Genomic DNA, 26,059 nt, shown 5'->3' with positions numbered 1-26,059 from the left:
GAGTTCCTCGAGGACCAGAAGCTCAGACGCCCGTCATGCTCGCAGTGTGCCCTTGACGTGCCGTCACCTGTGGGGGAGCGTCGTGCAAGTCCGTGTAACCGACTTGGTACGGGAGGCTGCCGTGACGCTACGTTTTCTGGGGATCTGGCCGAACACCCCATCCGACCAGTCCCCGACGATCTGGCTGGAGGAAGAGACCGGGGACCTGATCATTCAGTCCTGGAAAGCGGATGAGGCCACGATCCGGCAGGCGCAGGAGGTCGGCTCGGTGCCCGGTCACACGACGGACGTCCCGGAGCACGAGACCGTGATCCGGCTGCCCGCCAACATGCTGCAATTCATCCCGCGTCCCGACGGAGAGGCGCCACATGGCAACACCGGTTCGTAAGGCGCTCGCCCGGGCGCAGCGTTCGGCGGTGCATCTGGAGATGCGTGACTCCTACATGCTGGACGATCCGGAGTTCATCGCTTTCCAGCGGGGCAAGCGCTTGGACCCGGCCGCTCGTGGTTCGTGGTGGCACGGGTGGCACGACGCGGTGGCCGAGGCGGTTGGTCGTGGGGTGGTGGTGCGGCGGGCGCGGATCATCTCCGAGCCGGTCACCGACTACATCCGCTACGAGCACGACCTGACCTTCGGCAACCTCGCCGCCGGCGAGCAGGTCCGCTGGCTGCCGAGGCGGAACACGAAGGACCTGTGCCTGCCGGGCCTGGACTTCTGGGTCTTCGACGACCAGGTGGTGCACTACCACCACTTCACCGGCGACGGGCAGCTCGCCGAGAACGGCGAGGAGATCCTCCACGACCAGGCGCTCGTGAAGCACTGCGCGGCGGCGTTCGAGGCGGTGTGGGAGCGCGCCGTCCCGCACGACCGGTACACGGTCTGACCCGAGCACCCGCACCGGCAGCCGGTCACCATGCCAACCTCCCCGTCGTCCAGCGCACAGGCCGCCCGCAAGGCCGTCGCGGAGCGCCTGCGCGAACTCATGCTGGACGCCGGGCTGAACGGCAAGCAACTGGCCGTCCGGTGCGGGTGGACCCCCGCCAAGACCTCCCGCATCATCAACGCCAAGACCCCGCCATCCGACGCCGACATCCGCGCCTGGTGCGCGGCATGCGGCGCCCACGGCCAGGCGGACGACCTCATCGCCCAGAGCCGCCAAGCCGACGCGATGTTCCTGGAGTGGCGCCGCATGGAGCGCACCGGCCTTCGCCAGGCCCAGGAATCCGTCCGGCCCCTGTATGAGCGCACCCGTGCCTTCCGCGCCTACGCCCCCTGGATCATCCCGGGCATCGTCCAGACCCGCGCCTACACCACCGCGATCCTCACCGCGATCCGCGACCGCCGCGGCCTGGCCGACGACGTCGAAGCCGCCGTCGACGAGCGGATGGACCGCCAACACATCCTCTACGAAGGCCGGCACCGCTTCGCCCTGCTCATCGAGGAGAGCGTCCTGCACAACGGACTCGGAGGCCGACCGGTGATGCTGGAGCAGCTGCGCCACCTGCTCACCGTCGGACGGCTGCCCAACGTCAGCATGGGCGTGGTGCCCATGCGGCCTGACCGGGACAACGGCTGGCCGGTGGAAGGGTTCTGGGTCTACGACCAGGCCCAGGTCAACGTGGAGCTGGTGTCCGGGTACCTGACGATCACCCAGCCCAGCGAGATCGCCATGTACGAGAAGGTGTTTTCCGAGCTGTCCGATCTGGCGGTACGCGGCGTGCAGGCGCGGGCGCTGATCACAGCGGCGATCGACGCGCTCGGATGAATCCGTGTAATCCCGTGCAACTTCGTTGAGTGAGTCTTCCGTTACTCCCTACCGTCGTTGACGCCGCCCGGTGCAAAGACTCAACCGATCCGCCTCGGCACCGCGGACGCCGGGCGGCGCCCCATCCCCCGGCACCCTGGAGTACCACCATGCCCGCGAGCAGATCGAATCTCCGGCGACCCGGCGGCGACCTGGTGGCGACGATCGGCAGCAGGACGGCAGTCCATACCGCCAGCCACAGCGCCGCCTACTGTCGGGCCCGGCTGTTCCGCGACCTGCACAGCCGGGGGCCGCGGTGACCAGCGCCGACTTCGTCCCCCTGGCCAAACGCCGACGGGGCCTGACCATCCGCACCTACAGCCTCGGCCCCGACGGCACCCGGTCCCACGACACCGGCCAGATCACCCTCGACCCCGACGACGTGAGCCCCCACGCTCACCACCCGTCAACCACCTGGCCGACCTGCCCATGCCCCGCCCACGGAGGAGACCGTGCTCACTCAGCTTGACGGCATCCTCAGCCGACGCGGCATGAGCTCACCCATCGAGTGGTCGATGCCCAGTGCGGCGCGCGGCCGGGCCGCACTCCTGGTCGCCGAGCACCGCGCGAGCGGCCAGGAGATCGTCAGGAACCCACACCTCGCCGAGGACTGGGCCAACTTCGCCGTCCGCACCCCGAACCTGCTTGCCGCCGTCCAGGCCGTCCTCGGGCCGGACATTGCGGTGGAGAACACCTTCCTCGTCATGAAGTGGCCAGGCCGATCCTTCGAGATCCCCTGGCACCAGGACGGCATCGACGCCCGTCTGGAGCTGCACCCCGATCGGTCGCTGTCCGCGTGGCTGGCCATCACCGACGCCACCGTGGCCAACGGATGCCTGCACGTCGCCCCCGGCTCCCAACGGCTCGGCTACCTGCCGGTGAAGAAGGAGGCCAGCACCGGCGCGGAGCGCGGCCAGGCCGACCAGGCCCACGGCTTCACCCCCGACACCACCACCCCCGTGCCGCTGCGCGCCGGCTGCGCCGTCCTCATGGACAGCCGCCTCGTGCACCGCTCCGGTACCAACACCAGCGACGGAGCCCGTATCGGGTTGAACGTCCGCTACACCGCGCCGGACGGCATTGTGCGGCGCGATGCCACGAGTCCCAGCGTCGTGCCGATCAGCGGTACGGGCTGGTAGTCCGCCAGGACAAGGGAGAGGAGAGCACCACTGTGACCATCCTCGACACGCTCGACCTGACGACCGCGGTGACCCGCGTGCGCGTCCTGACCGGGGAGGACGCCGACGCGGCCCGCCGCGCCGACAAGACCCCGATCGGCAAGTCCGACTGCACCTACTACTGCCCCGACGCGGCGACCGCCGAGCGGTGCATCGAGGCCCTGCGCGAGTCCGACGAGCGCCTGCGCCAGCGGCCGGAGGAGCTGATGCTCTGGGACTGGCAGTGCACCTACTGGGAGGCCGAGCCGGGCAACCCGAACGGCGGCGGCACCGTGCTGCTGGGCGTGGCCTGGTACGACCCGGCGTTCTTCGCCGACCGTCGCGACGCCTGGTTCGGCGCAATGCACCAGCGGATCTACCAGCAGCTGGGCATCCCGCTGGAGGACATCACCGTCACCCACTGGTCCCTGATCGCGTGATCTGAGACCGACCGCACGAAGGGCCGGACTCCCGCACCACCAGGGAGCCCGGCCCCGCTGTACGTCCTCAGCCGCTGACGCTCTCCAGCACAGGCTCCACGCCCGGCAGCGGCGTGCGGGTCCTCGCCCACCACACCACGACCGCGGACCCGACGATGCCCACTACCGCGGTGGCGACACCGCCCGCGGTGAACCCGGCCCGAGGGTGGGCCGCCGCCAGCGCGGGGATCCCCGCCATCGCCAGCGTGCCCATGGTCCGGATGACCGTCTGGTCGAGTGTCAGCAGCCGCCTGCGGGCGGCCGGCGGGAACTGCGCGAAGTGCGTGGACAGCGACACCGCCAGGAACGGCGACACAGCCCCGTACGCGGCTGACACCACCACCAGCTCGGTCACCGTGCTGACCGACCCGGTCACGGCCATCAGCAACCCGGACACGCTCCAGGCAGCGCAGTAGAACAGCGGAAGGGAGTTCGGGAGGCGGATGTTGCCCGCGATGGCGTTGCCGACGATCGACCCGGCCCCCGTCGCGGCCAGCATCACGCCGTATGTGCCGACACCGCCGCCGAGCCGCACCGCCACCAGCGCCGGCATCACGATCGACACCGCCCCCGCGAAGATCGCGACTCCGTGCACGGCCAGCACCACCCCGGTCTCCGGGTGCGTGCGCACCAGAACTCGGGCCCGCAGACCGGCCTCGGGGACGGCGGCGGCACCCGCAGGTGCGGGCCGGTGGAGACCAGCACGCGCGCCCAGCACAGCCAGGGCGACAGCGGAGAGCGCGAACGTTGCCGCGTCCAGCCAGAACAGCCCGGCCATCGGCATCACGGCCAGCAGCACGCCGGCGGAGCCGGGGCCGGCGACCCGGGCGATCCGGTTGGTCGAGTCCATCAGTCCGTTGACGGCCTGCACCTCGTGCGGCCGTACGAGGTCCGGGACGAGCGCACCGAGGTTCGGATCGAAGAGCGCCCCGCCGACCCCGAGCAGTGCGGCCGACACCAGCAGCCCCGGCGTGCCGGACATCTCCCACGTCCACGGCAGCGCCGCGACCAGCACCATACGGATGAGGTCCACCACGGCGAGCGAGCGCAGCGTGGTGAACCGCTCCATCACCCGTCGGCCGATGGTGCCGAGCACGATGTACGGCACCGACTCGGCAATGGCCACCAGCCCCATCGCCGCGCCGCCGGATCTCTGCCAGGCGAGCCACATCACCGCCAAGGCGTACAGCCGGTCACCGAACACCGACGCCGTCTGCGCGCCCCATAGGAGAAGAACCGGGCCTCGCCGCAGCAACCGCAGGTATCGCAAGATCCACACCCGTCCGGAAAGCACGAAGCCCCGGCAGCAGGCTCGCCACCGGGAACTCCCGTAACCCTAGGGCAAGTTGAAGATCGCCCGTCGCAGACTCCCCGATCGCCCCACGGACCCGGCTTGGTTCGCTACGCAGTGGCCGGTGAAAGGTCTGATCGTCGTAGTGGTCGGGGCCTGCTGCTGATCGGTTGGCGTTCAGGGCTGTTCGTCGCTCTCTGCGGCGTGCCGGTGGTTCAGGCGCTCAGCGAAGTCGTTCCACTCCTGGATCTCTTCGGGTGTCGGGTCCGGGTCCTCGGGCCGCTTCACGGTGGCGATTCCGTTCCCGAGGTCGATGACCTGCATGTCCATCCGGCCGGTCGCCATCGTCGCCAGGATGGAGAGGACCTCGTTGGTCACCGCCTCCGTAATCTGGGGAGCGTCGACGTCGACATCGACGGAGTCCGACTCGGACGTGGTCACGGACACCACCCCCTCCAGGATCTTGCCGAGAGTGGTGAACTCCTCTGGGCTCATGGTTGCCTTCGCGGTCTCCAGTGAGAGACCGAGCTGGTCGGACAGGGGCAGCGGCTCTTCGTCGTTCATGCCGTGATCTTCCACCGGGGCGGTGACAGCTGCCCAGATGGTGGAGGCCGCGGTGTCCGACTTCCTGACCTGAGCCTGGGCCTTCCCGCCTGTGCGGCCGTGGCCGCGCGGGGACAGCCAGGGACGGCGGGGGCCTCATGCCCGGCCGGTCGGCCCCTTGCCTCGGGCAGCTCCGTTGGCCGTCCCCGGCAGGGCCTTGCTGGTGCTTTTGCGGGTCTTCTTGCCGGCTTGCTTGGTGGTGCTGGTGCTCTTCACGGCATTGCTGGTCTTCGGGTGCCGTTCCTGGGCGTCGGTGAGGGCTCGTTCCAGGACGGCGATGAGGTCCAGGGCGGTGCCGCCGGGCGGCAGGACTCGCGACTCGGGGGCGTGTGGGGGTTCGGTCCCGGCGAGGCGGGCTTCGACGACTTGCTCCAGGGCGTGGGTGTACTCGTCGTGCTCGGCCTCGATGTGGAAGTCCTCGGTGATGGCGTCCATGAGGGTCCGGGCGAGTTGTACTTCCGTGGGGCGTAGCTGGACGCCTTTGGGGGCGATGTCGGCGGCGGAGCGGATCTCGTCCGGCCAGAGCAGGGTCTGGAGCACGATGACGTTCTCGCGGACCCGCAGGACGGCCAGGCACTCGCGGGTCCGGATCGCGACGCGGGCGACGGCGACCTGGCTGGCCTCCAGCATGGCGTGGCGCAGCAGTGCGTACGGGCGGGCGCCGGCTGGATTTGAGGGGCCGAGGTAGTAGGCCTTGTCGTAGTTGACCGGATCGACCCGGGCGGCGTCCAGGAAGCCCAGGACCTTGATTTCCCGGGTGGTGGCGAGCGGGAGGTCGGCGAGGTCGTCGTGGGTCAGGACGACGGTGCGTCCGTCCGGGGCCTCGTATCCGCGGGCCACCTCCTCGTACGGCACCTCCGTGCCGTCCAGCTCGCAGACGCGCCTGTTCCTGATCCGGCCGCCGTCGGCGGCGTGGACCTGGTGCAGCGGCACGGCATGTCGCTCGGTCGCCGCGTAGACGTTCACCGGGATCGACACGAGCGAGAAGCTGATCGACAAGCGGGCGATCGTCTTCGGCATCGCCACCTCCGGGGTCCGGTCCTGCTGCGCCCTCTCCATCCCATCGTGGCCCGTGGTGCCTGGGGCTGGGGGAGAGGTGGCTCTGACCTGGGGAGTCTCAGGGGCCGGTGACTTGAATCGCAAATTTGTTCGACTTAGGTTTGGGGTGTGACCGCCGACGTTCCGTTCTCCCTTGCCGCCCGCCCCGATGCTCTGCCGGGCGATGCCGAGCGGGCGCCCAGGGAGCTGATGACGCTGCCCGGGTATTACCGGGACACGCGGCGGTGGCGCCTGGTGGAGATCCGGGTGGGAGGCGGCTGGCGGCCGGCCATGCTGACCGTGTGGCGGCGCCCGCCGGGCAGCGCGGTTTGGGTGGTGCACGTCACCTGGGGCCCCGGCGACTTCTGGGGGTGGTTCCTGTTCGACGAACGCGTGGTCAGGCCGCTGCCCGAGCCGCCGGACGAGCCCCCGGCCAGGCCGCCGTACTTCGGGCGATGGCGCGACGCCACCGTCGTCCCGGCCGAGCTCGCGGGCCAGCCCGCCCGGGACGGGGCCGACGACTGCTGGCGCCTGGCCTGGGTCCGCGCGGGCGGCCGGTGGCGTTCCGCCCTGGTGACCGCCCAGCGTCGGCCCGGGCCCGCGCTGCCGTGGATCGTGCACGCCCGCTGGGGCGAGGACAAGGCGGCGGCCTGGCTGGTCGCCGACCCCATCACCCTGCGCCCGGTCACCGCCACAGGGGAGACGGTCTCCAGCCCGGGCACCTTCGCGGATACCGGCGGCCCGGCCGGGACGACGGAGGGCACCGGCGCCGGGGGAGAGCGGTGAGCGCCCGGATTGCCGCCGTACCCGACCCGGCGGCGTCGACGCGCGGTGAGCGCCTGGCAGAGCTGCTGGAGGAGACCAGCCCGCAGGCCCGTCTCGCCCGGGTCGAGGCGGCGACCCGGCCGGTCCTGCCCCCGTTGGAGTCGCTGTTGCCGGACGGGCGGTTGCCGAAGGGCGTGGTCGTCGAGGTTCTGGACGCGAGCCTGCTCCTTGCGTTGGTGGCGGGGCCGGCCGCCGCATCGACCAGTGTGTGGACGGCGATCATCGGCTGGCCCGAGGCGGGGTTGGCCGCGGCCAGGGATTACGGCCTGCCGTGGGAGCGCACTCTGCTGGCCGATGACCCTGGAGACCACTGGGCTGAGGTGGCTTCCGTGCTCGCTGACGCGTGCGAGACGATCATCCTGCGCCCCATCGGAGCGCCCGTTCCGCGCCAGCTCGCTCGCCTCGAACAGCGCCTGCGGACGACAGGTGCCACCCTGCTCACCCCGGTCGCGTGGCCAGGCACTGCCGAACTGCGCCTGACGGTTGGGGACGCGGTCTGGGATGGGGTGGGCGACGGGCACGGGGCCCTGCGGTGTCGTACGGTCACTGCCCGCTGCATGGGCCGGGGCCGTGCAGCCCGGCCGCGTGAGGCGTATCTGCAGCTGCCGGACGAGCGCGGCGGTGTGAGCGTGGCGGTCCCTGTGTCCGGGGCGTCGCGGCCCGGTGTCGAGGGCACCGTCGCGGTGGTGGCCGCCCTGGCGTAGCCGCGGATGCCCAGCCGACTGCGCACATTTACGGGAGGGCAGCCGCCCCGGACCGGGCCGCCGGGGCCGAACGGCCGGGCGACAGTCGTCCGGCCCGGCCGCCTCGGACGGTTCGCGGGGACGGCGGCCGGAGGCGCTGGCGGTGTGTCAGGTGAAGTCGTGGAGCCGGGCGGCGTCGACGAGCGCCAGGTCGAGGTCGGCCACGATGCCGAGGTGGTCGGAGTAGTCGTGTTCGACCGTCCGGTAGTCCGCGATCGCCGGGGTGAGTGCCGGGGTGGTGTGGATCTGGTCGACCCGCAGGCCGCCGTGCTTGCCGGTGGCCCGGCGCAGCGCGGGGTCTTGGCGTCGGTCGCTGAGGTGGGCGGCGACGTCGGTGAGGTCGGCGTCGCGCAGGGTCTGGCCGACGATGCGGTTGCTGACCCACGGGTCGCCGGGGTGCTCGCGCCTCTCGCAGCGGGAGGCCCGGTTGTACGGCTTCACCAGGGTCCAGTCGATCTCGGGGTCGGTGGCGGTGGGGTGGTTGATGTCGCCGCCGATCAGTCCGATCCCGCCGTGGCGGTAGACCCGGGCGGCGAGGATCTGGGCCTCGATGGCGGCTTGCTGTGCGGAGTAGGGGATGAGGTGGGCGCTGATGGCGACGAGCGGGGTGGGCAGGCCTGCGGCGAGGCCCCAGGGGGCGATCCGGGCGGCGGCGTAGCCGTGGTGGAGGTCGGCGACGTACCGGGTCTCGAGGTCTTCGACCCGCAGGTGTGTGGGGTCCCAGGCGATGGCGACCGGCCGGCCGCTGCGCGAGGGTGCGACGCGCAGTTCCATGCCGAGTGCCCGGGCGGCGGCGTCGGCCTGGTCGGGGCCGGTGAGGTGATCGGCTTCCTGGAGCAGCAGGAGGTGGGGGCCGGTCGCGCGTACGACCTCGACTATCCCTGCCCACCGGGAAGGTGTCGGGCCGTACTGGATGTTCTGGCTCATCACGGTCAGCATGGGCGCACGCTACCGGGGCATCGGACGGTGCGTGAGGGGGCCGGATTTGGACCGGCGTTGGAGGCCGGTGCGGTGTCGGGATGTGCCGGTCCCGGTCCGCGGAGGGCGGCGCTCGTGGTATGCAGAAGTACTGGAATCGAGCAGGCAGGAAGGCCCCCGTGATGAGGCAGATCAAGGTCGGGCGGATCCTGACCCGCTCGACCGACGACAGGATGGAGCGGCTGGCCGACCGGCTGGCCGAGGACGCAAGCTCAGTGGCCGACCTCCCCGCCCAGGACGTCGTGCGGCCGTTGGCGTGCGCCCGCTGCCAGTCGGACGAGCAGCACATCGTCCAAGGCCGGCCGGGAGAGGAGATCACCCTCGTCTGCCGGTGGTGCGGCCAGGTGTGGACACCCGAGTGGCGCGGCGGTGGTGACGCCGCCGAGGCGAACCAGACGCTGCTGGAACAGGCCATCGCGGAGGCGGAAACGAAGGCCGGCTCGGGCGCCGGTGCGACGGATATCCTCCAGGTCCTTCTGGATGGCCTCACGGCGGGGGAGTGGACCCCCACCGACGCGGACCGCCTGACCGCGACTCAACTGCTGAGCGAGCTCCCGCCCGAAGAGGTCACCGAGTCCGTCATCAGCGGGTGCATGCGCGCCACCCTGCCGTACGGCTCGCGGAGCGAGCAGTTCGGCGAGGCGCTGGCGAGGACGATCGGCGTCCTCGTCGCCCCGGGCCTCGACGGCTCCTACGGTCGGCGCATGCTCGCCCTGCTGACCGAGCTCGCCCGCACGATCACCGCGGTGCACCCCGATGACCTGCCAGCCCGCCCCGCGCCGACGGCCTCGGCCTGACGGCCCCGAAGGCCCACGATCCCGACGCCGGAGTACTGGGGAGCACCCGGTTGCCCGGCATCCTTACCTACCAGACGGGGACGACCGATGATCGAATACGCACTGCCCCCGGGCGCCACCGCGGACCATCTGTGGCAGCTCAGGGTCGCCGGCGAGATCAGGGTGCGGACGGTGGACTGGCTGGCCCCGCTGCCGGAAGGACTCGTCTCCGACCATTCGACCCCCGACGGCGACTTCTACGCCTCGGAGGCCCTCGTCCCGCTGGGGTGCGTCCGGTGCCCGTCGACGAAGGGCCACATCGTGCAGGGGCGCTGGGGCGACGAGCTCACCCTGATCTGCACCCGATGCGGTACGGACTGGCACGACCAATGGGCCGGCCCCGGCGACGACGGCGCGCAAGCCAGCCGCGCGTTGCTGAAGCAGATCATCGTCCAGTCCGGGGTCGCCCCGGGCACCAGGGTGAGCGACACAATCGGGAACATCCGCAACGAGTTCCACGCCGGCCTGTGGACTCCCACCCCAGCCGATCAGCAGCTGGCCAACGGTCTCGTACTCGGCGAACACGGCGAACCCGGCGCCGAGGCGATCGCCCGGTCCATGGCGTCGACCCTGCCGGACTGGCGGCTGCGGAGCCTCCCGTTCTCCGAAGCGCTGGCCCGCACGATCGGCCTGCTTCGCGCCCCAGGCGTCGAGACCGAGAGGGAGTCCCAGGACGTCCTGGACTCCGTCATGGGCCTGGCCCACACGATCGCCGCCATGGACCCCGGCCATTTCGCCACAGCGGGCTGACCCGCCTCAGGCCGTGGTGCGGTGTTGTGCGGTGTTCGCGAGCGCCTGGGCGTGCAGGGGGTGGCGTTGGAGCTCGTCCAGGACGATGCGTGCGACCTCGGACGGGACTCTGCTGCGAAATCCCTTGGTGTCACGCTCGAAGGGCCCGCTCCTGCGGTCGATTCGATGGCCGGCCTTGACGGTCCTGCGGATCGCCACGCCGACGCGGTGGCCCGGCTTCGGCTCGTCCGGGAAGAGCGAGGCACCGAGCGCGGTCGAAGTTGTCCACACGCCCGGAGTGCTGCAGAGCCGGTGGAGGACGACCACGACGTCCAGGACCTCCGGCAGCTCGTGGACCCAGCGGCGCACATCGTCCTCGGTCCACGGCCCGTTGAAGTTGTCGTCCGGATCGCGCCAGACCTCACCTTCCGCCAACGGCACGGGCTTGACCCGGACCGGGGAGGGGGCCAGCCCGAACGCCTCCCTCACCATACGGTCGATTGCCGTGTAGCTGTCCTGCTCGGTATCGAACTGGATCGTCACCTTCACGTGGCCCTGCTGCTCCCCTCATGCCGGCGCCGCCGCCGCGGGCAGCAGTCGGTGCCCCGCTTAGCGCGCGCCCGGGCAGACTGTCCGCCCTGCGTCGCTTCAGAGCCACGCTATCGGCGGTGGCCCACCAGGCGGGGCCGATTCGCTGCGCCGGCCCCTTGGGCGGTCTCCTGCTGGACGTCACGGGCTGGGATGACGAGCAACTCGGTGAAGGAGCCGCACTGCTCACCGAGTTCGGCCGGTGCGGACCGGGGCGGTCGTGGCCACTACAAGCCGCGTCCGGCTGACCCGCGCCGCTGGGACTGGGCGGGCGACAGCGCTTGAGCTCGGCCGGCGGGGCTGGCAACGTCGTCTCCGCCCTCTCCACCGTCCGGGTCGTCGCGAACGCCGTGGGCGCTGTCCGCAAGCTGCGCACCCCCAAGGCCCCGGAGGCCCTGTCCGTCCCGGGCTGCGATGGCACGTGCCCGGCCTACTGCCCGCGGCCCGGCGTCGAGTAGGGCCGAACTGCGCGGGCCGGCCCGGCCACCGTGATGGTGACCGGGCCGGGTGTCATGGCGAACCGGGCCGTTCTCAGGCCAGCAGACTTGGGTCGCGCCTCTCGATCTTCTTTCCGTCCCACAGCCAGATTTGTTCGGCTTCGCGCCACAGCCTGGGCAGTCTGGCCGGACTGCCGACCGTCGAAGGGAGCCACTCGCGGTCGCCGATGAGGATGGCGCGGAGTTTCGCCTTGCTGAAGTCGTAACCCTCCCGATCGGCTGGCAGTCGCCACTCCCGTTCGTGAGACCAGTCGCCGGGCTCTCCGTCGGTCCTGAAGGGGACTACCCAGTGGCGAAGGTTTGCGGGGAATCTGTCGCGTTCCTTCTCCGGCAGGTAGGCCACGGACCCGCCGCCGTGACGCAGAACCGCCCCGCGTTGGACGACGACACCCCAGGGCGGGAACCCCTTGTCCCGGATCAGGTACGCCAGGTGGCTCGGGGGGCTCTCGGAGAAGCTGATGACCGGCTTGGTGGCGCCGAACGGAGGGAAAGCCCGAATGATCTCGCTGGTCAGGATGCTGTCCAGGCGCTCTGGCGCGCTCATGCCACGGATCTCCGGCGGCACGTCGGGTGTGGGAGGCCTGCCAGCCGGGCGGCCAGTGAAGTGGACGAGCTCTTCGCTCTGGGCCGGTCCGGCCCCGCTGAGCCACGGTATGGCGGTCACGCGTCTCCTTGAGGTGATGGGGGATGTGGATGGACCTGGCCGCAGGAAAGACGGCCGGGGCCGGAAGGGGTTCGCTCAGGCGTTGCGCAGGTTGAGCGCGACGCCTGCGGTCAGCGCGGCGAGCTGGGCCGCGTTGAGGCCGAGCGCGCGAGCCTGGCTCTTGGCGATGTTGCCGAGCGCATAGGTGCCGACCAGGGCCGCGCCGAGGATTACCACGGCCTTTTGCTGCCGAGAAGTCACCTCTTGCACCCCCTTCCGGTGTTGGTAACCGATCACGGTCTCACCCGGCACCGACAGCGGAGGGCGGACCGCCCCCCGGCATGCTTGTACGACTTACTAAAAAGGCATGGACAGTGTCGGAAGCGAGGCGTAGAGTCGCCCTAGCGTTTCAAGTTAGATGAATAGGCATGGGGGTTGTGAATGTGTTCGTGACGACCGGTCAAGCCGGGACGGCACTGGGGTGCTCGATCCCGACAGTGAAGAAGCTCATGGCCACCGGCGTGGTCCCCGGCGTACGCGAGCAGGGCCGGCAGGTGTTCCCACTGGCCGCTCTCCAGGCGCTCCAGGACCGGCCCTCTGCGGACCTGACCGTACTCGGCACGGTCGAGGTCGCGGTGCTGCGCTCGGACGCCCCGGCCCGTGTCAACGAGCCGGACCGCGACTGGATCGGCTTCGGCACCGTGCTGGACCAGGCGCAGCTGCTGGCCGCACTGTCCGGCTGGTGGCGGTGCGACCCGGCCCGCGTCGCAGCCGGCGGGGTGCTACCGGTGACGGTGGCCGGGTTCGTCGTCGCGGTGCTGACCGCCCTCACCGAGTGGGAGTCCGACGGCACCTCCGGTACCACGGGGCGCTACCGGTTCCCGAAGGCGCGTCTGGCCGGCTACCTGACCGATCTCACCGCCCCCGCGAACGCCGCCGACCCGGCCGACGCTGAGGACGCCCGCCTGGCGGGCCTGCTGCTCGGCACCCGCCTTCCGTCGGTGTCCGGCGGCCCGATCGCCTATGTCACCACCAGCCCGACCACCGCTGACCAGCCCGCCACCGAGGGGGAGTGACCCGCTGATGGACCGCAAGACGTACACCGCCGAGCTCGCCGGTCTGCGCGAGCTGCGCACCGAGATCACGACCGCCGAGAAGGTCGTCGCCACCGCGCAGAAGGAGCTGGACAAGCTCAACCAGCAGCGCTCGCGCCGCGTGGCCGGGCTGGCGGGGTACGAGGGCGCCCAGGCGCCGGCCATCGCGAAGGCCTCCGGACTGTCGGTCGGCGACGTCGTGCGGATCGCCCCGCTGCTGGACCCCACCCCGGCCGCCGTCCGCGCCACCAAAGCCGACGCCGCCGCGCCCGCCCCGGTGCCCGTGGCGGAGTCCGCCTCTGTCGCCGAGCCCCCCGTCACCGTGGCCCCGGTGCTGACTCGCCCCGCTCTCGTAGTCGAGCAGCCGGCGGCGGCCGAGGTCGAGGACCAGGCCGTCGTTGCCGAGCAGCCTGTCCCCGCCGCCGCCCCCGTTGCTGCGCCGGTCGAGTCGGCAGCCTCGGTCGCTCCGGTCGCTGCCGCGCCGCGTCCGGTGCTCGAGGCCGGACCGCGTGAGCTGCCCACCATGCCCGAGGGCCCGGCGGGCGCGCGGTTCGAGGCCGTGACCACCGGCTTGGTCTCCAAGCGCCCGAACTTCACGCAGCAGGCCCGCTCGACGGTGTTCCTGGACGCCGCGACCGGCGACCTCGCGGTGCGCGACCGCGTCGTGCGGCTCGACCTCGGTGCCCGCACCCCCGGGGAGATCCTGGACGCCGTCCTCGCCACCGCGCCCGGCACCGAGCGCATCTACATCACCGCCGGCGCCCCCTGGCACGACGGCGCCGAGCGCTACTCCACCCTCAAGGACGCGGTCGCCGCCTGGCTGAACACCCCGAGCGAGAGGTGGACGACCGCGGTCGGCTCCGGCAGGGACAAGCTCGCCGGGCACTTCGTCCACCAGCGCCAGCCCGTCGGCCGCTACGCCCCCGCTGCCGCCCCGGACAGCGGCACCACCGAGATCCGCAGCATGGGGGAGTGGTTCGACCCGGACGGCGCCGACGTCGTCACCTGCCGCCAGGCATTCACCCTGCTGTGGCAGGCGCTGCGCCGCCACTGGGACGACGCCGTGCTCATGGGCTCGCCGTCGCAGACCGGCCGGGACCTGTGGTCGCGTACCATCCCGACCACCGGCAAGTGGGCCGGCGGCTACCCGGTCCTGTCCGAGGAGCTACGCGGCCTGCTGCACGCCACCGGCGGCCAGGGCCGCACCGAGCTGATCCTGCCGCCCCGAGTCCCGGAGCAGCTCCCGGCACTGGTCGAGTACGACCGCACCTTCGCCTACGCGAAGCACCTGTGGAAGTCCCCGGTCGGCACGCCGCGCCGCATCACCGCCGCCGCGTTCGCCGCGATGACCGAGCAAGAGCAGACCAAGGCCCTGATGTCCTGCTCGCACTGGAACATCCGGGTAACCGTCCCCCAGGGCTGGAACCACGTCGGCCTGCTGCCCGCCCCGGTCACTGGCGACCGCGCCTGGATCTACCCCTCCGAGCCGGGCGCCACGTTCACCACGTGGGCGGGCGGTGCGGAGGTCCACCTCGCGCTGTCGAACCACCTGATGCCGTGGCGGATCGAGATCCTCGGCGGGCTGCTGTTCGAGGACGGCAAGCCGCTCGACGAGTGGGGCAAGCGCCTCAAGGCCGCCTGGGCGGACCTGACCAACCTGTCGAAGCTCCACGGCGACGAGCGCCAGCGCACCGCCGCCTACCTCGCATCCCGTGCCGTCCGGTCGGTGCTGCTGTTCGGCCTGGGCGGCTTCGCCCAGCGCCCGCGCTTGGTCTCCGGCACCACCCCGGTCGGCGAGGCGCTCCCGGCCGGGGTGGAGATCCTCGGCCAGGACAACGAGGTCGTGACCTGGCAGCGGCAGGCCGGCTTCTCCCGCGACCCGTACGCCCACCCCGAGTGGGCCGCCTACGTCTGGTCCGGCGCCCGGGCGGCGCTGTTGGACATGAAGTACCGGCAGGGCAAGGAGGTCATCGGTTACGCCGGTGCCCTGCACGCCAAGCCCGGGAGCGTCGTGTACTTCGGCACGGACGGCATCGCCCTGACCGAGCGCCAGCCCTGGCCGTACCGGGGCGAGCCCGGTGACTACCTGCTCAAGGGCCACCTGACCGGCCCCGTCGAGCACCCGACCAGCCAGGAGCAGTACCTCAAGCTGCGCGGCCTGGGCCGCGCCGAACTCGCCGCGAAGGGGACCGACCAGTGAGCCCGGCCGACCCGAACAACCCGAACGAGGCCGCGAGGTTGACCCAGGAGCTGATCGACCAGGGCTACACCAAGCGCCAGGTCGCGAAGATGCTGGGCCGCGACGCCTCGCTCGTCTCCCAGTTCTTCACCAAGGGCAAGGGCAAAGCGTTCGTCGGAGCGCTGCGTCAGGTCGTCCGCGCGGTGCGCGGCGGCGAGCGCGACACCGAGGCGCTCGGCGCCGTCGCCCAGGAGAACGTGGAGCGCCGCCGCACGAAGACCGGGCAGAAGGCCCGGGTGCGGGGCAAGGACACGGTCGGCGAGGCGGGCGGGTCGATGGCCGGCCGCGCGGGGAAGCAGGCCATCAAGTCCGGCGCCTCCCACCTCGCGCCCGTGGTGCACGAGACCGGCCAGGCTGGCGGCCGCCTGGCGTTCACGGTCCGGATGAAGGCCAACCAGTACGTCTACTCGGCCGGCTCGGAGCAGGACTCCGGCGGCATCCGGCGCGGCTTCCTCCCGCGCGCCGACGGCACCGAGGAGCGCACCTACGGCTCCGCGTCCACCGGCGGGTTCGACGCCGCCGAGTGGTCCCAGCGGGTCGCGGACCACCATGGCGACGTCACCGAGGCGATGCGGGAGTGGCTGGTGGAGACCGGCCGCGCAGTCGAGGACGCCGACATCGCCTACCTCGAGGTCCGCGGCTGGATCCCCGAGTAACAGGGCTTGGTCGGCCTCTCCCCATCCATGACCTGGCCCCGGGGAGTGGCCGACCGCCCCGACCCTCCCACAGCCCCGCCCGCCCCGCCCCGCCGTCTCAGCATCCGAAGGAGAAGCACCGCCGTGGAGACCACCACCGCCACCGCCGAGCAGGACGTGCCGACCGGTCTGCGCGCCCAGGCCGTACCACCGCTCCCGGCACAGCCGCTCGGCACGGCCAACCCGTTGCCGCTGCACTGGTTCCAGAAGGACGCCGTCGCAGCCGCGGTGCGCGAGGTGAAGGACGGCGGTCGGGCGACCGTCGTGGCCGCGACCGGCTCCGGCAAGACCCTCATCGCGGCCGGCTGCGCCCGCCGTCTCGCGGCGAAGGGCCGGGTGCTGGTGCTGGTGCCGACGATCGAGCTGCTGGAGCAGACCGCCGAAGCCTGGTCGCTGCGCGGCGGCCGCCGGGGGCTGGCGGTGGCGGCGTGTTCGCGGGAGGAGGCGCTGGAGAGTGCGGAGGCCGGCGGCCGCGTCCACGCCCAGGTGACCACGAAGGCCCCGCGGATCGCCGACCTGGTCGCCAAGGAGAAGGCCGACGAGCCGGTCACCGTATACGCCACCTACGCCTCGCTGGAGCGCATCGTCCAGGCCCATCAGCTGTGCGGCCTGCCTGCCTGGGACCTGGTGGTCATCGACGAGGCGCACCGCACGGCTGGTTCGGAGGGCAAGGCGTGGGCCGCGATCCACGCCGACGACCAGGTCCCGACGAAGCGCCGCCTGTACTTCACCGCCACCCCGCGGATCGCCGACGACCGGCGGGCGAAGGACGGCCTGGCCGACCTCGCCGACGCCGACAGCGAGGCGGAGAAGCTGCCCGCGCTCTGCTCCATGAGCGACGAGACGATCTACGGCAAGACCTGTTTCACCTGGACCCTCGGACAGGGCATCGAGCACGGCTACCTCGCCGACTACCGCGTCCTGGTCCCCGTCGTCACCGACGAGGACCTGCGCGAGCTTCTCCGTCTCCCCGCCGTCGCCGACCTGCGCTCCCAGCGCAGCAACGAGGAACTGCTGCGCCTGGCCTTGCAGATCGCGGTGCTGCGCGCCGTCAACGACCTGGAACTGCGTCGCGTGATCACCTTCCACTCCAGGGTGTCCGCGGCACGGGAGTTCGCGAACACCCTGCTGGACGCCTCGGAGCTGCTGGAGGACGCGGAGCGCCCCGAGCGGATCTGGGCGAAGGCCGTGGCTGGCACCGACCGGCTCAAGGACCGCCGGGCCGCGTTCGCCGAGTTCAAGGCCCACACCGGTGAGCGGCCCGGTGAGGAAGGCGAGGAGTGCGGCATCCTCTGCAACAGCCGCCTCCTGACGGAAGGGATCGATGTCGCCGCCGTGGACGCGGTCTGCTTCGCGGACCCGAAGTCGTCGGTCATCGACATCGTCCAGGCCGTGGGCCGGGCGCTGCGGCAGTCCTACCGCGAGGGCAAGGTGTCCTGGGTCATCATCCCGGTCTACCTGCCGACGCCGGAGGTGGGCGACGACACCGCCACCGCCGACCCGGCCGAGGTCCACGACGCCGGCGAGGCGGTGAAGGCCGAGGCCGACGCCGAGATCGAGGCCAGCTCGTTCCGCACGATCTGGCGGGTCCTGCGCGCCCTGGCGGCCCACGACGCCCGGGTGGTCGGCCGGATCACCGAGCTGCGCAGCAAGCGGTCCCAGGGCACCGCACACACCACCGCGGCCAAGCCGGCCGAGGGCGAGGCCGCCGAGGCCGGGGCGAGCGAACAGCCGGCGCCGGTGGAGTCGCCGATCGAGTGGCTGAAGATCAACGCCCGGCACCACGCGGCGCAGATTCTGCAGACCGTGAAGCTGCGCGCGTTCAACCCGCGAGCGGTCGAGTGGCAGCGGATGCACGCCGTCGCGGCGGTCTTCCACCTCCAGCACGGCCACCTCGACCCCACCGACAAGACGAAGCACGCCGACCTGATCTCCTGGCTCACCCGCCAGCGCCACCTGGGCGGCCAGGGCCTGCTCGACCCGGCCCGCGTCTCGGAGCTGGACGCGCTCGGCATGATCTGGTCGAAGAACGCCAACGCCTGGGAACGCGGCTACGCCTACGCCGCCGCGTTCCACCGCCAGCACGGCCACCTCGCGATCCCCGCGACCGCGAAGCTCGACGACTACGCGGTCGGCGCGTGGATGCGCCGCCAGCGCAAGGCCGACAACCTCAACCCCGACCAGGTCGCCAAGCTCGACGCGCTGGACGAGCTGTGGCGCCTGGAGCCGGACTGGAACCGCTCCTACCGCCGCCTGCTCGCCTACCTCGCAGCCGGCGGCACCCTCACCGGCCCGGCGAACCGCACCGGTGGTGAAGCGGACCCGGCATTCCGGCCCGGCACCTGGCTGCGCAAGCAGGACAAGGCCCGCACTGAGGGCAAGTTGACCGACCAGCAGACCGCGCTTCTGAACGCGCTCCACCGGCACGCCGAGACCGTTGCCGGCTGACCGTACCCGAGATCCGCCGTCCCGGCCTGGCCTGGGGCGGCTCGACCCGGAGGAAGTACGTGACTGACAGCGAGACCACCCAGCAGCCACCCGAAGCGCCGGTCACCGTCGCCGAGGGACCGGGCGAGCCGGTCGGCCGCGACTGGCGGGAGGAGATGGAGACCACTCACCGGGCGCGCCAGGCCGTCCACCAGCTGCGTGTCCTGGCTGAGGAGGCCGGCCCGGATCTGCTGCCCGGCGTGGACCTGGACGCCGTGGTGGAGGAGTTCGAGCGGATGCGGGCGGCGCTGGCCGCGTCCTGGTACCGGGCGGCGGATCTGCTGGAGGCCGTCCCGCACAACCCGACCGCCCTGACCGGACCGTACTGGTACGGCGAGGGCTGGGACGACGCGGTCCACCACCTGCGAGACCTGGCCGACGGCATGAAGCCCGTGCCGCGCCGACCGTCCCCGCATTCCGACGACCCGAAAGGCCGGCCATGACCGCCGACACAACCACCGTCCCCGACCAGCGTCCAGCCGGTGCCGGGCTGGGTGCCCAGCGCTCCCCTGCCGCTCCGGGCGCACTCAGTTCCCCGTCGGTGCTGGTCCTGGCCCCCGGCACGCTGACTGATCCGGTGGAGCGCGAGCGGGCGTTCGCGCAGCTGCTCCGCTACCAGTCCCAGGTCCTCACCAGCCACGTGCGCCTGGAGGAGGGCGACCGGGTGCGGCTGTTGGAACCAGTGCGCACTTCGTGGATCGACGAGGACCTGGCCGTCGAGGAGTACTGGGAGGAGGACGCCCGCGTCCGCGTGGACGTCCCGGCTGGCACCCTCGGCGTCATCACCCAGGTCCGCAGCTACCCGACCCCGTTCCCGTACGTCGTCGCGTTCGACCGCGGCCCCGAGTGCGGCGTGCGCGACCTCCAGATCGAGCGGACCGCCGACCAGTCGCTCACCCCCGCCCTGCCGCTGGCCCCGGCGCCGGAGCGCTGACCACCCCCACAGCCGCCACCACCAGGCGGCAGCCGCCGTTGAACCCCGTGGCACCGTCAGAAGGGAAGCAGAGCCCGTGAACCACCTGCCCGAGTACACCTGGTGGGGCGAGGTTCCCGCCCACCTCACCACCAAGACCCGCCTCGCCGACCTCGACTTGCCCCGCCAGCCCGGCGGCCCGGCCCGCGCCACCATCGCCACCCGCAACGCCATCGGCCGCAAGGCCGTCTTCGACCTGTACGACGTGCGGGAGTCCGTGCCGACGTCGGCCACGGCCGCCCAGCTCGCCGCGGCCGCCGCCCGCCGCACCACCGGCTCCCGCACCTGCGAGGAGTGCGGAGCCCGTCCCGAGGCCCCCTGCACCCAGACCTCCGACGGCTGGCTGCTGTGCACCGCGTGCGCCCACATCCACCGCCTGCGCGCCCGCCAGAAGGAAGCCACCGAGCGCGCCCAGGTCGTCGCGGAGCAGGCCGCCCGCATCTGCGACGACGAGCGCCTGGTCGTCCTCGCCGTCGACTACACCCGCCGCCCGCCCACCGACTCCGGCGTGCCCCGCCCGCCGGCCGCCGCCCGCATCACCGTCCTCGACCCCCGCAACGCCCTGCCGCCCTACGACCGGACGCTGCGCTTGACCGGCCCCCGTACCCCGGGCGCCCCCGCCGACGCCGTTGACGCCGGCCCGGCCCTCGCCGACCTGACCGCCCTCCTCGCCGAGCACACCGTTCTGCTCTGGACGGAGACCGACCTCAAACCCCTGTACGACGCCCTGCGCCACCTCAAGTTGAACACCGGCAACTTCCTGCCGTCCGGGCACGACCGCGTCCACCGCCTGCAGACGCTCGCCGCCCTGTGGCGGGCCGACATCGACCCCGCCACCGGCCACCCCCGCACCCCCACTCCGCCCGGCACCGCAGACCGCCTCCTCTATCTGCTGCGTCGGATGGCCACCGCCAAACCGGTGCACCACCTCGGCGAGCCGCCCCGGCCTGTGGCGCGCTGAACGAAACGAACGAAGCGCCGGTCCACTGTTCGGTGGCCGGCGCTTTCCGCTTCCCCGCTACGCCAGGTTCGCCCCTACGCTGCCGACTGCTCCTCGGCCGGGTCGTCGATGTGCTTGAGCTGGCTGCGGGCAGCCACACGGTCCTCGCCGGACAACGAGGCCCAGTGCTCGTCGGCCCACACGGCGTGGGAAGCCTGCCGCTCGGCCTCCTCGAACCGGGCGGACTCGGCCAGCTGCTCCTCGCTCAACCCCTGCCGGGCCGCTTCCAGATCACCGCTCCACGACGGCAACGACGCCAGGTAGGTGCGGCGCTCGGCCTGCACGGCCGCCAGCGACCGCTGCGCCTTGATCAGCCGGTCCGGGTACTTGTACGTCTTCTTCTTGTCACCCACGGCAGGCAATCGTACGTGTGACCCAATCCCGCGCCGAGCTGCGCCTCGTCGTCGGCGGCGGGATGGTCGGGGGTGAAATCCCTATTCGCGATGCTCAAACCCCCTGGCCACCGCCTTGCGCAGGCATCTACCGTTGGCCGATGACTCCTCAGCTAAACGCGGATTCCACTGAGACGGCTCTTCGCCGCACCTTCGGAAACGGCTTCGTTGACTGGATCCTTGCGACGGACGAGAACACCCCGCTCACCTCCTCACAAGAGGAGGTAGCGGTCATCCTCCACCGTGAGTCCAACGCAGCTATTCCCCCGGGAACACAGGTGCCCGCGTACCTGCGCCTTCTACATCTGCAGGGGCTGGACCAGCAGACACAGAAGCCGATCCTGCTGCAACTGCGCAGCCTCGCCGGAGGAACGGATACCGTCTTGCCGGAACCGTCGGGAGACCCGGTGCTGGACGCACTGCACGCTTGGACGGCCGAGAACTTCGGTGCGTTGCTCCTTGGAAGCCACGGCGCTGGGATCGGCTGGGGTACCCCGTCGATGAACCGTCTGGCCCGGGCCGTTGCAGCTGACCCTGCGTTGCCCTTCGACGTGAACTCCTCTCCTGAGGACGTGCTCTACCTGGCGAACTCGTTGGGCGGAGGTAGCGGACTGCAATCCGCCGTCGTGGGCCCGGCCGTTGCTCAAGCCGCCTATCGGCGGGCCGCAGCCGCCGAGCCGACACCTCAGATCGGTGACGTTTTCGCAGAACTCCCGAAGGCCCTGGACGCAGCCCGCGAGGTGTGTGCGGGGAGGACCGTCGAGACGCTGGCGCTCGCAGGCCTGACGGGCGTTCTCCTCCCTGAAGGCATGTCCGAACTCACAGCTCCCTGGGGACGGGTGCGCGTTGCTCACGATAGCGACAACCCAATGGCCAGTAGGCAGGCCCTCACACTTGCCATGGAGGACGGCACACAGCTCGTGAGCTCGGACAGCGGGGACTTGACTGTCGAAACCACCGCACCCTGGTCGGCCGAGATCACTGCCTTGCCCAGTGCCGACGACCTCCCACCGAGCAAGCCCTCAACCGGGTACGCCGTCCTCGAACGACGGCTTGAGGAGACGCGCTTGGCCCTCGCGTTGGCCATAGGAGGAGAACAGGTCCCCGTTCTGCTTCCAACCTGGCTGCACCTCGAAGACCCGCTCTCCGCGATGACCACCTACTCCCTCACACAGCTCGCTGCATTTCGCCAGCGCACTCCGACACGCCTGACCACTGAGCAGGCCAAGGACTGGGAGCAGTGGATCGACCTGCTGAACGGCCTTCCGCTCGACAACCTGGGGCAGGCACCTCGGCGGCTGCTCCGGGCGATTACCGAGCGGCAGGACCCGGTCGACGCGCTGGTCGACGCTGTGATCGCGTGGGAAGCGATATTCGGCACGAGCACCGAGATCACATTCCGCGTCTGCGCATCGCTGGCACGTCTGCTCCACACAAGTGTGGATGAACGAACCGAGTTTCTGAAAAGCGCCAAGAAGGTCTACAACGCGCGCAGCAAGATCGTTCATGGAACCAGCGAAGTGAAGATCGACGAGGTCCATCGGCTTCGTGATCAGGCAGTGAGTGTGGCTGTCGATGCGTTCCGAGCCTTGGTTGTTGACCGACGAGACCTCCTGTCGATTCCAAACAGCGACAAGCGGAGTGAGCGCATCATGCTCGAGTAACGAGGAAGCCGGGCGTTCCGGTGCCCGGCATGCGATGGCGGTCAACGAGACGATCGCCGCGTTCGTCCTGGGCGGCAGCGCGCCCGGGGCCGCGGGCGGGGTCGGCACGGTGCGCTCCTGGTCGACCGAGACCGAGTTCCCGCTGCCCGGCGGCAAGCGCAAGGTGCGCCCGGACGGCGTGTGGCAGGCCCCGGAGATCGGGGTGCCGGTGTTGATGGTGGAGGTGGACCGCTCGACCATGGCCCCGGCCGACGTCGCCGCGAAGTTCCCCCGGTACCGCGAGCTGTTCTGCACCAAGGTCCGCGACACCGACCCGGCCCTCGCCGACCGGGAGCCGGCCGACCGGACGGTGCACTGGTGGCGCCGTACCTGGCCCGGCCACACCCGCGCTGGGTACCCGCCGGTCGCCCTGGTCGTCACCGACGCCGGACCGGTGGCCCTGGCCAACCGGCAGCAGGCCGTCGCGGACCTGTCCGCCGACTGCTGGCTCGGCCGGTGGTGCAAGGTGGTCCGCGACTACAACGACGACGGCTGGCGCGAGTACGACGACGCGGTGCCCATCATCGCCACCAGCCTGGAGGCCCTGGCCGAGCACGGGCCGCTCGGGCCGGTGTGGTGGCGCTACGGCCGCGACGGACGGCACTCCCTGATCGACGCGCTGGACAACCCGAACAACCGCGCCGCCTACGACCAGCGCCAGGCCGCCCGGGAGAAGAAGGCCAAGCAGGACCACCGCGAGCTGATGCAGACCCTCGCCTGCGCCGACTGCGGCAACGTCCCCAAGGAGGAGAGCACCTGGGTGCATGGCAGCCGCCAGTGGACCCGTCGCCCCGGCGGCCGCTGCTGGCCCTGCCACCAGGAACACACGGAGCGCCTGGAACGGGAGGCCGAAGAACAGCTGGAAGCCGCCCGGGCAGCGAATGCCGCGCTGCGCCCGTGCTGGACGTGCCGGGGCTCGATCGGGGGGAAGGAGGGCTCGAGGCTGGAGCTGCGGGAGAAGGCCCGGCCGGACCGGCTGGAGTGCCCCGAGTGCGTACAGGCTCGCGCCGCAAAGGACTTGGGCCCGCTCGTGCTGCCCGCCCCGACCAAGCGCGAGCTGGTGGCCGCGCTGGTGTCCGCTCCGGACGATCTGTGGTGGGAGGACCGGGTGCTGCACGCCAAGCTCTACCCGGCGAGGGGCCGCCGGGTGTGACCTGCTGGTGGTGGTGGGGGTGTTTTGGCCTCTCTCGCCGTGTTGTCTGGACCTTTGGTTGGTCCTGTTGGGGGCGGTCGGTGGGTGGTGGGTGGTGGTTGGTTTGGTGACTGTGTGTGGTGGTTGGCGGGGTCGGGGTGCTGTCGGGGGTGCTGTCGGCCCGCTTGGCCGGTTGGTGGGTGTTTCGCCGGTGATTCGGGCGTGAATTCCGCACGGCTGTTTTTGTTGACTGGTTTTCCGGCGGTTGCCTGAATTCGGGTCGGAATTGTGGGGTGCGGGGGTGGTGGCGGGGGTTGGTGTTCGGTTTGGTGGGGGTCGGGCCTCCGCGTCGTCCGGGCCTGCTGCGCCCGACTCCGGTCACCGCCGTCCAGGCCGGGGCCGTTGTCCGGGCCGGGCCCGCCGTCCCCGGTGCCCGTGCCCGCCTCGCTGGGCCGCCGTTCGGCGCCGGGCGGGCACCTCTCGTCGTTTTGGTCGTTGACCGTGGCATGGATGAGGACGAGTGGGACGAGTACCTGGACCCCGACGACGACCGGCCGCTCCCGCGCTGCATCGAGTGCGGGCGGAACTGGGGGCACGCCGCAGGGTGTGACATCGCCCGGCAGGAGGCCAGCGACTGGCCACTATGAGCTCCCGAGGCTGACCCGGTCGTCCTGGCCGGCCGCCGTTCCGGCTGGGTGGCTGGGTGGCCGTCAGGCCGCCCCCGGGGGGCTGTTCTGGTGGTCGTCCAGGGGTGGGTGGGGGCTGTCGCGCCTGCTGTCGCGTGGGGTGCTGTCGCGTGTTGTGGCGTGGGCGGATACCCCTCAACCCGTGTGTGTGGTGGGGGTGTGACAGGTGGGTGCGACAGGGGGCCGGGGTGGGGCCGCGGCTGTTGTTCGGGTGGTGGCTGCTGCCGGTGCCGGCGACCGCCAGGTGCCGGTTGTCCTGGCCGCCGTCCGGGGTCGCCGACGCCGTCCCGGGTCCGCCGTCCGGGGTGGCCGGGACGGTGGCCGTTGTCGGGGCCGGCCTTCTCGGCGGCCTCGTCCTGGTGGTGGTGCTCGGCGGCGGGGCGGCCGGTGGCTTGGTGGCGGGTGGGGGGTGCAACGCGGGGTGCAACGCGGGGTTGCGCGGGGGTGCAACACGGGGCCGTGTTGCGGGTCTGACCTGGTGTTATGTGGCCGGGAGCGGGGGCGGGTGGGCGTGTTGCACTTCGTGTTGCAGCGGGCTGCGCCGGTCCGCCGGCCTCGGATCCTCCCCGCTGCCCGCCCGCGCTGTCTCCGCCCTGGCGCCCGGTGCCGCGCCCTGCCGGTCCGTTGCCGGGGCCCTGGCCGCCGTCCTGGTCGGCCGCCAGGCCGTCCCGCTGTGCCCGTGCCCGCCCTGGCCGCTCGGTGCCGCGCCCCGCCCTGGTGGCCGTCCTGGCCGCCGTCCTGGTCCGGTGTTCGGTTTGGTGCCGCCGTCCTGAGAATTGCTCGGTTGACGCTTGGCGGGATTTCCTGGGCGGCCTGGAAGGGCGGTCTCCGTGTCGGTGTGGAGAGCCGTAGGCCCATTTTCGGCGTGCCCGAATTCGATTCCTCACCGCTGCGCCCCGGAAGGGGTAAGGATTGCCGTCTGAAAGGGAGAGGAAGGGAATTCGCATTCCAGCCGCAAGTGCGGCCTGACAGAACCGGGATGGACGGTTGCCGCGAGGTTGCCGGTTCGCGTCCCGTGCCCGTTCGGGGATCGGTAGGATAGAGCTGTTCGGAAGCCGGTGAAACGCCGCCGGATACGCTTCGGATTCCGGTCCGGAGTCTGCGGTTGAGGGCCTGTCAGGGGCCGCCGTCCGGGGCGCCTGTGAGGGCCCGCCGCCGGGGCCGGGCAGGCCCGAGCCGGACCGGTGGCCCCGGGCCCGCCTCCCGAGGGCCGCAGGCCCCGCCCCGGGGGCGGAGGATGGGCCGCCAGCCCAGCAACCACAAGGCGGAACCGCCCCCGAGCACCCCACCGGCCGGGACCGGGGAGGGGCTCCGGGGGTGGGGTTGTGACTGATACCCGAAGTCCGCGACACATCGTCAACGCCGAGGGCCGCAGGCCCCGGCCGGCACCCCCGCCCGATCGGAGGGATGGCCTACTACCCGAATTCCGCGTCACATCGTCAACGC

Annotated in this window: 28 protein-coding genes; 20 read left to right on the top strand and 8 right to left on the bottom strand. The window is 71.6% G+C overall.

All coding sequences use genetic code 11. The features are described 5' to 3' along the window. Positions 1–121 precede the first annotated feature (121 nt). The 5 genes from ACFU7Y_RS02925 (at position 122) to ACFU7Y_RS02905 (ending at position 3,402) form a co-directional block, all read left to right on the top strand. Entirely contained in the window at positions 122–388 is a 267-nt protein-coding gene (locus ACFU7Y_RS02925; protein WP_380766267.1) for a hypothetical protein, read from the top strand. Then, positions 369–884, top strand: coding sequence for a DUF6879 family protein (locus ACFU7Y_RS02920; protein ID WP_380766265.1), 516 nt, complete (start codon positions 369–371; stop codon positions 882–884). Before ACFU7Y_RS02925 ends, ACFU7Y_RS02920 begins: the two co-directional genes overlap by 20 nt. A gap of 30 nt (positions 885–914) precedes the next feature. Next, positions 915–1,766: a helix-turn-helix domain-containing protein gene (locus ACFU7Y_RS02915; protein ID WP_380766264.1), complete on the top strand. Its 852-nt coding sequence runs from the start codon at positions 915–917 to the stop codon at positions 1,764–1,766. Positions 1,767–2,257: 491 nt separating this feature from the next. Continuing rightward, positions 2,258–2,944, top strand: a complete 687-nt coding sequence (locus ACFU7Y_RS02910) for a phytanoyl-CoA dioxygenase family protein (RefSeq protein ID WP_380766263.1) — start codon at positions 2,258–2,260, stop codon at positions 2,942–2,944. A gap of 32 nt (positions 2,945–2,976) precedes the next feature. After that, positions 2,977–3,402 (top strand): hypothetical protein, encoded by a 426-nt coding sequence (locus tag ACFU7Y_RS02905; RefSeq protein ID WP_380766262.1) that lies wholly within the window; start codon positions 2,977–2,979, stop codon positions 3,400–3,402. A gap of 67 nt (positions 3,403–3,469) precedes the next feature. Here the strand turns inward: ACFU7Y_RS02905 and ACFU7Y_RS02900 are convergent, their stop codons facing one another. The 3 genes from ACFU7Y_RS02900 to ACFU7Y_RS02890 all read right to left on the bottom strand — a co-directional run bounded on the left by ACFU7Y_RS02900 (position 3,470) and on the right by ACFU7Y_RS02890 (position 6,355). After that, complete coding sequence (locus ACFU7Y_RS02900; RefSeq protein WP_380766260.1) at positions 3,470–4,720, bottom strand: MFS transporter; 1,251 nt, start codon at positions 4,718–4,720, stop codon at positions 3,470–3,472. A 189-nt stretch (positions 4,721–4,909) separates the two neighbouring features. Then, entirely contained in the window at positions 4,910–5,296 is a 387-nt protein-coding gene (locus tag ACFU7Y_RS02895; RefSeq protein WP_380766259.1) for a hypothetical protein, read from the bottom strand. 135 nt (positions 5,297–5,431) lie between these two features. Further along, a complete protein-coding gene (locus tag ACFU7Y_RS02890; RefSeq protein WP_380766258.1) occupies positions 5,432–6,355 on the bottom strand; it encodes a Ku protein in 924 nt (307 codons plus the stop codon). A gap of 147 nt (positions 6,356–6,502) precedes the next feature. On the opposite strand from ACFU7Y_RS02890, the gene ACFU7Y_RS02885 reads away from it, so the two are divergent. Both ACFU7Y_RS02885 and ACFU7Y_RS02880 read left to right on the top strand, forming a co-directional pair. Further along, entirely contained in the window at positions 6,503–7,159 is a 657-nt protein-coding gene (locus ACFU7Y_RS02885; RefSeq protein ID WP_380766256.1) for a hypothetical protein, read from the top strand. Further along, a complete protein-coding gene (locus ACFU7Y_RS02880; RefSeq protein WP_380766255.1) occupies positions 7,156–7,902 on the top strand; it encodes a hypothetical protein in 747 nt (248 codons plus the stop codon). The genes ACFU7Y_RS02885 and ACFU7Y_RS02880 overlap by 4 nt, the downstream gene beginning before the upstream one ends. Positions 7,903–8,049: 147 nt before the next feature. Here ACFU7Y_RS02880 and ACFU7Y_RS02875 read toward each other — a convergent pair whose 3' ends face one another. Next, complete coding sequence (locus ACFU7Y_RS02875) at positions 8,050–8,880, bottom strand: hypothetical protein (protein WP_380766253.1); 831 nt, start codon at positions 8,878–8,880, stop codon at positions 8,050–8,052. Positions 8,881–9,041: 161 nt separating this feature from the next. On the opposite strand from ACFU7Y_RS02875, the gene ACFU7Y_RS02870 reads away from it, so the two are divergent. Further along, entirely contained in the window at positions 9,042–9,716 is a 675-nt protein-coding gene (locus ACFU7Y_RS02870) for a hypothetical protein (protein ID WP_380766252.1), read from the top strand. Between the two features lie 87 nt (positions 9,717–9,803). After that, positions 9,804–10,505, top strand: coding sequence for a hypothetical protein (locus ACFU7Y_RS02865; RefSeq protein ID WP_380766250.1), 702 nt, complete (start codon positions 9,804–9,806; stop codon positions 10,503–10,505). 6 nt (positions 10,506–10,511) lie between these two features. Here the strand turns inward: ACFU7Y_RS02865 and ACFU7Y_RS02860 are convergent, their stop codons facing one another. Beyond that, positions 10,512–11,033, bottom strand: a complete 522-nt coding sequence (locus ACFU7Y_RS02860) for a hypothetical protein (protein ID WP_380766249.1) — start codon at positions 11,031–11,033, stop codon at positions 10,512–10,514. A gap of 320 nt (positions 11,034–11,353) precedes the next feature. On the opposite strand from ACFU7Y_RS02860, the gene ACFU7Y_RS02855 reads away from it, so the two are divergent. Further along, positions 11,354–11,530, top strand: coding sequence for a hypothetical protein (locus ACFU7Y_RS02855; protein ID WP_380766248.1), 177 nt, complete (start codon positions 11,354–11,356; stop codon positions 11,528–11,530). A gap of 73 nt (positions 11,531–11,603) precedes the next feature. Here ACFU7Y_RS02855 and ACFU7Y_RS02850 read toward each other — a convergent pair whose 3' ends face one another. Continuing rightward, positions 11,604–12,233: a hypothetical protein gene (locus tag ACFU7Y_RS02850; RefSeq protein ID WP_380766247.1), complete on the bottom strand. Its 630-nt coding sequence runs from the start codon at positions 12,231–12,233 to the stop codon at positions 11,604–11,606. Between the two features lie 75 nt (positions 12,234–12,308). After that, on the bottom strand, positions 12,309–12,449 hold the full coding sequence (locus ACFU7Y_RS02845) for a hypothetical protein (RefSeq protein ID WP_380766246.1): 141 nt from the start codon (positions 12,447–12,449) through the stop codon (positions 12,309–12,311). Between the two features lie 260 nt (positions 12,450–12,709). On the opposite strand from ACFU7Y_RS02845, the gene ACFU7Y_RS02840 reads away from it, so the two are divergent. The 7 genes from ACFU7Y_RS02840 to ACFU7Y_RS02810 all read left to right on the top strand — a co-directional run bounded on the left by ACFU7Y_RS02840 (position 12,710) and on the right by ACFU7Y_RS02810 (position 20,661). Continuing rightward, the gene (locus ACFU7Y_RS02840; RefSeq protein ID WP_380766245.1) at positions 12,710–13,288 is read left to right on the top strand and encodes a DNA-binding protein; all 579 of its coding nucleotides are present in this window, start codon (positions 12,710–12,712) and stop codon (positions 13,286–13,288) included. A gap of 7 nt (positions 13,289–13,295) precedes the next feature. Next, the gene (locus ACFU7Y_RS02835; protein WP_380766244.1) at positions 13,296–15,506 is read left to right on the top strand and encodes a hypothetical protein; all 2,211 of its coding nucleotides are present in this window, start codon (positions 13,296–13,298) and stop codon (positions 15,504–15,506) included. Further along, complete coding sequence (locus ACFU7Y_RS02830; RefSeq protein WP_380766243.1) at positions 15,503–16,201, top strand: helix-turn-helix domain containing protein; 699 nt, start codon at positions 15,503–15,505, stop codon at positions 16,199–16,201. The genes ACFU7Y_RS02835 and ACFU7Y_RS02830 overlap by 4 nt, the downstream gene beginning before the upstream one ends. Positions 16,202–16,324: 123 nt before the next feature. Beyond that, complete coding sequence (locus ACFU7Y_RS02825) at positions 16,325–18,688, top strand: Helicase associated domain protein (RefSeq protein WP_380766242.1); 2,364 nt, start codon at positions 16,325–16,327, stop codon at positions 18,686–18,688. Between the two features lie 59 nt (positions 18,689–18,747). After that, positions 18,748–19,170 (top strand): hypothetical protein, encoded by a 423-nt coding sequence (locus ACFU7Y_RS02820; RefSeq protein WP_380766241.1) that lies wholly within the window; start codon positions 18,748–18,750, stop codon positions 19,168–19,170. Continuing rightward, positions 19,167–19,661 (top strand): hypothetical protein, encoded by a 495-nt coding sequence (locus tag ACFU7Y_RS02815; protein ID WP_380766240.1) that lies wholly within the window; start codon positions 19,167–19,169, stop codon positions 19,659–19,661. Before ACFU7Y_RS02820 ends, ACFU7Y_RS02815 begins: the two co-directional genes overlap by 4 nt. 76 nt (positions 19,662–19,737) lie before the next feature. Further along, positions 19,738–20,661 carry a hypothetical protein gene (locus ACFU7Y_RS02810; protein ID WP_380766238.1) on the top strand — a complete coding sequence of 308 codons (924 nt, stop codon included), beginning with the start codon at positions 19,738–19,740 and terminating at the stop codon, positions 20,659–20,661. Between the two features lie 74 nt (positions 20,662–20,735). Here the strand turns inward: ACFU7Y_RS02810 and ACFU7Y_RS02805 are convergent, their stop codons facing one another. After that, positions 20,736–21,053, bottom strand: a complete 318-nt coding sequence (locus ACFU7Y_RS02805; protein ID WP_380766237.1) for a hypothetical protein — start codon at positions 21,051–21,053, stop codon at positions 20,736–20,738. Positions 21,054–21,193: 140 nt separating this feature from the next. On the opposite strand from ACFU7Y_RS02805, the gene ACFU7Y_RS02800 reads away from it, so the two are divergent. From ACFU7Y_RS02800 to ACFU7Y_RS02790, 3 genes are all read left to right on the top strand, one after another. Next, on the top strand, positions 21,194–22,756 hold the full coding sequence (locus ACFU7Y_RS02800; protein WP_380766235.1) for a hypothetical protein: 1,563 nt from the start codon (positions 21,194–21,196) through the stop codon (positions 22,754–22,756). A 34-nt stretch (positions 22,757–22,790) separates the two neighbouring features. Next, positions 22,791–23,948: a replication-relaxation family protein gene (locus tag ACFU7Y_RS02795; protein ID WP_380766233.1), complete on the top strand. Its 1,158-nt coding sequence runs from the start codon at positions 22,791–22,793 to the stop codon at positions 23,946–23,948. A 485-nt stretch (positions 23,949–24,433) separates the two neighbouring features. After that, on the top strand, positions 24,434–24,574 hold the full coding sequence (locus tag ACFU7Y_RS02790; RefSeq protein WP_153471551.1) for a hypothetical protein: 141 nt from the start codon (positions 24,434–24,436) through the stop codon (positions 24,572–24,574). Positions 24,575–26,059: the final 1,485 nt, after the last annotated feature.

The organism is Kitasatospora sp. NPDC057542, assembly GCF_042801945.1.
GTDB lineage: Bacteria > Actinomycetota > Actinomycetes > Streptomycetales > Streptomycetaceae > Kitasatospora.
Note: the sequence above shows the minus strand (reverse complement) of the source record. Positions and strands in the feature narration are given on the sequence as shown.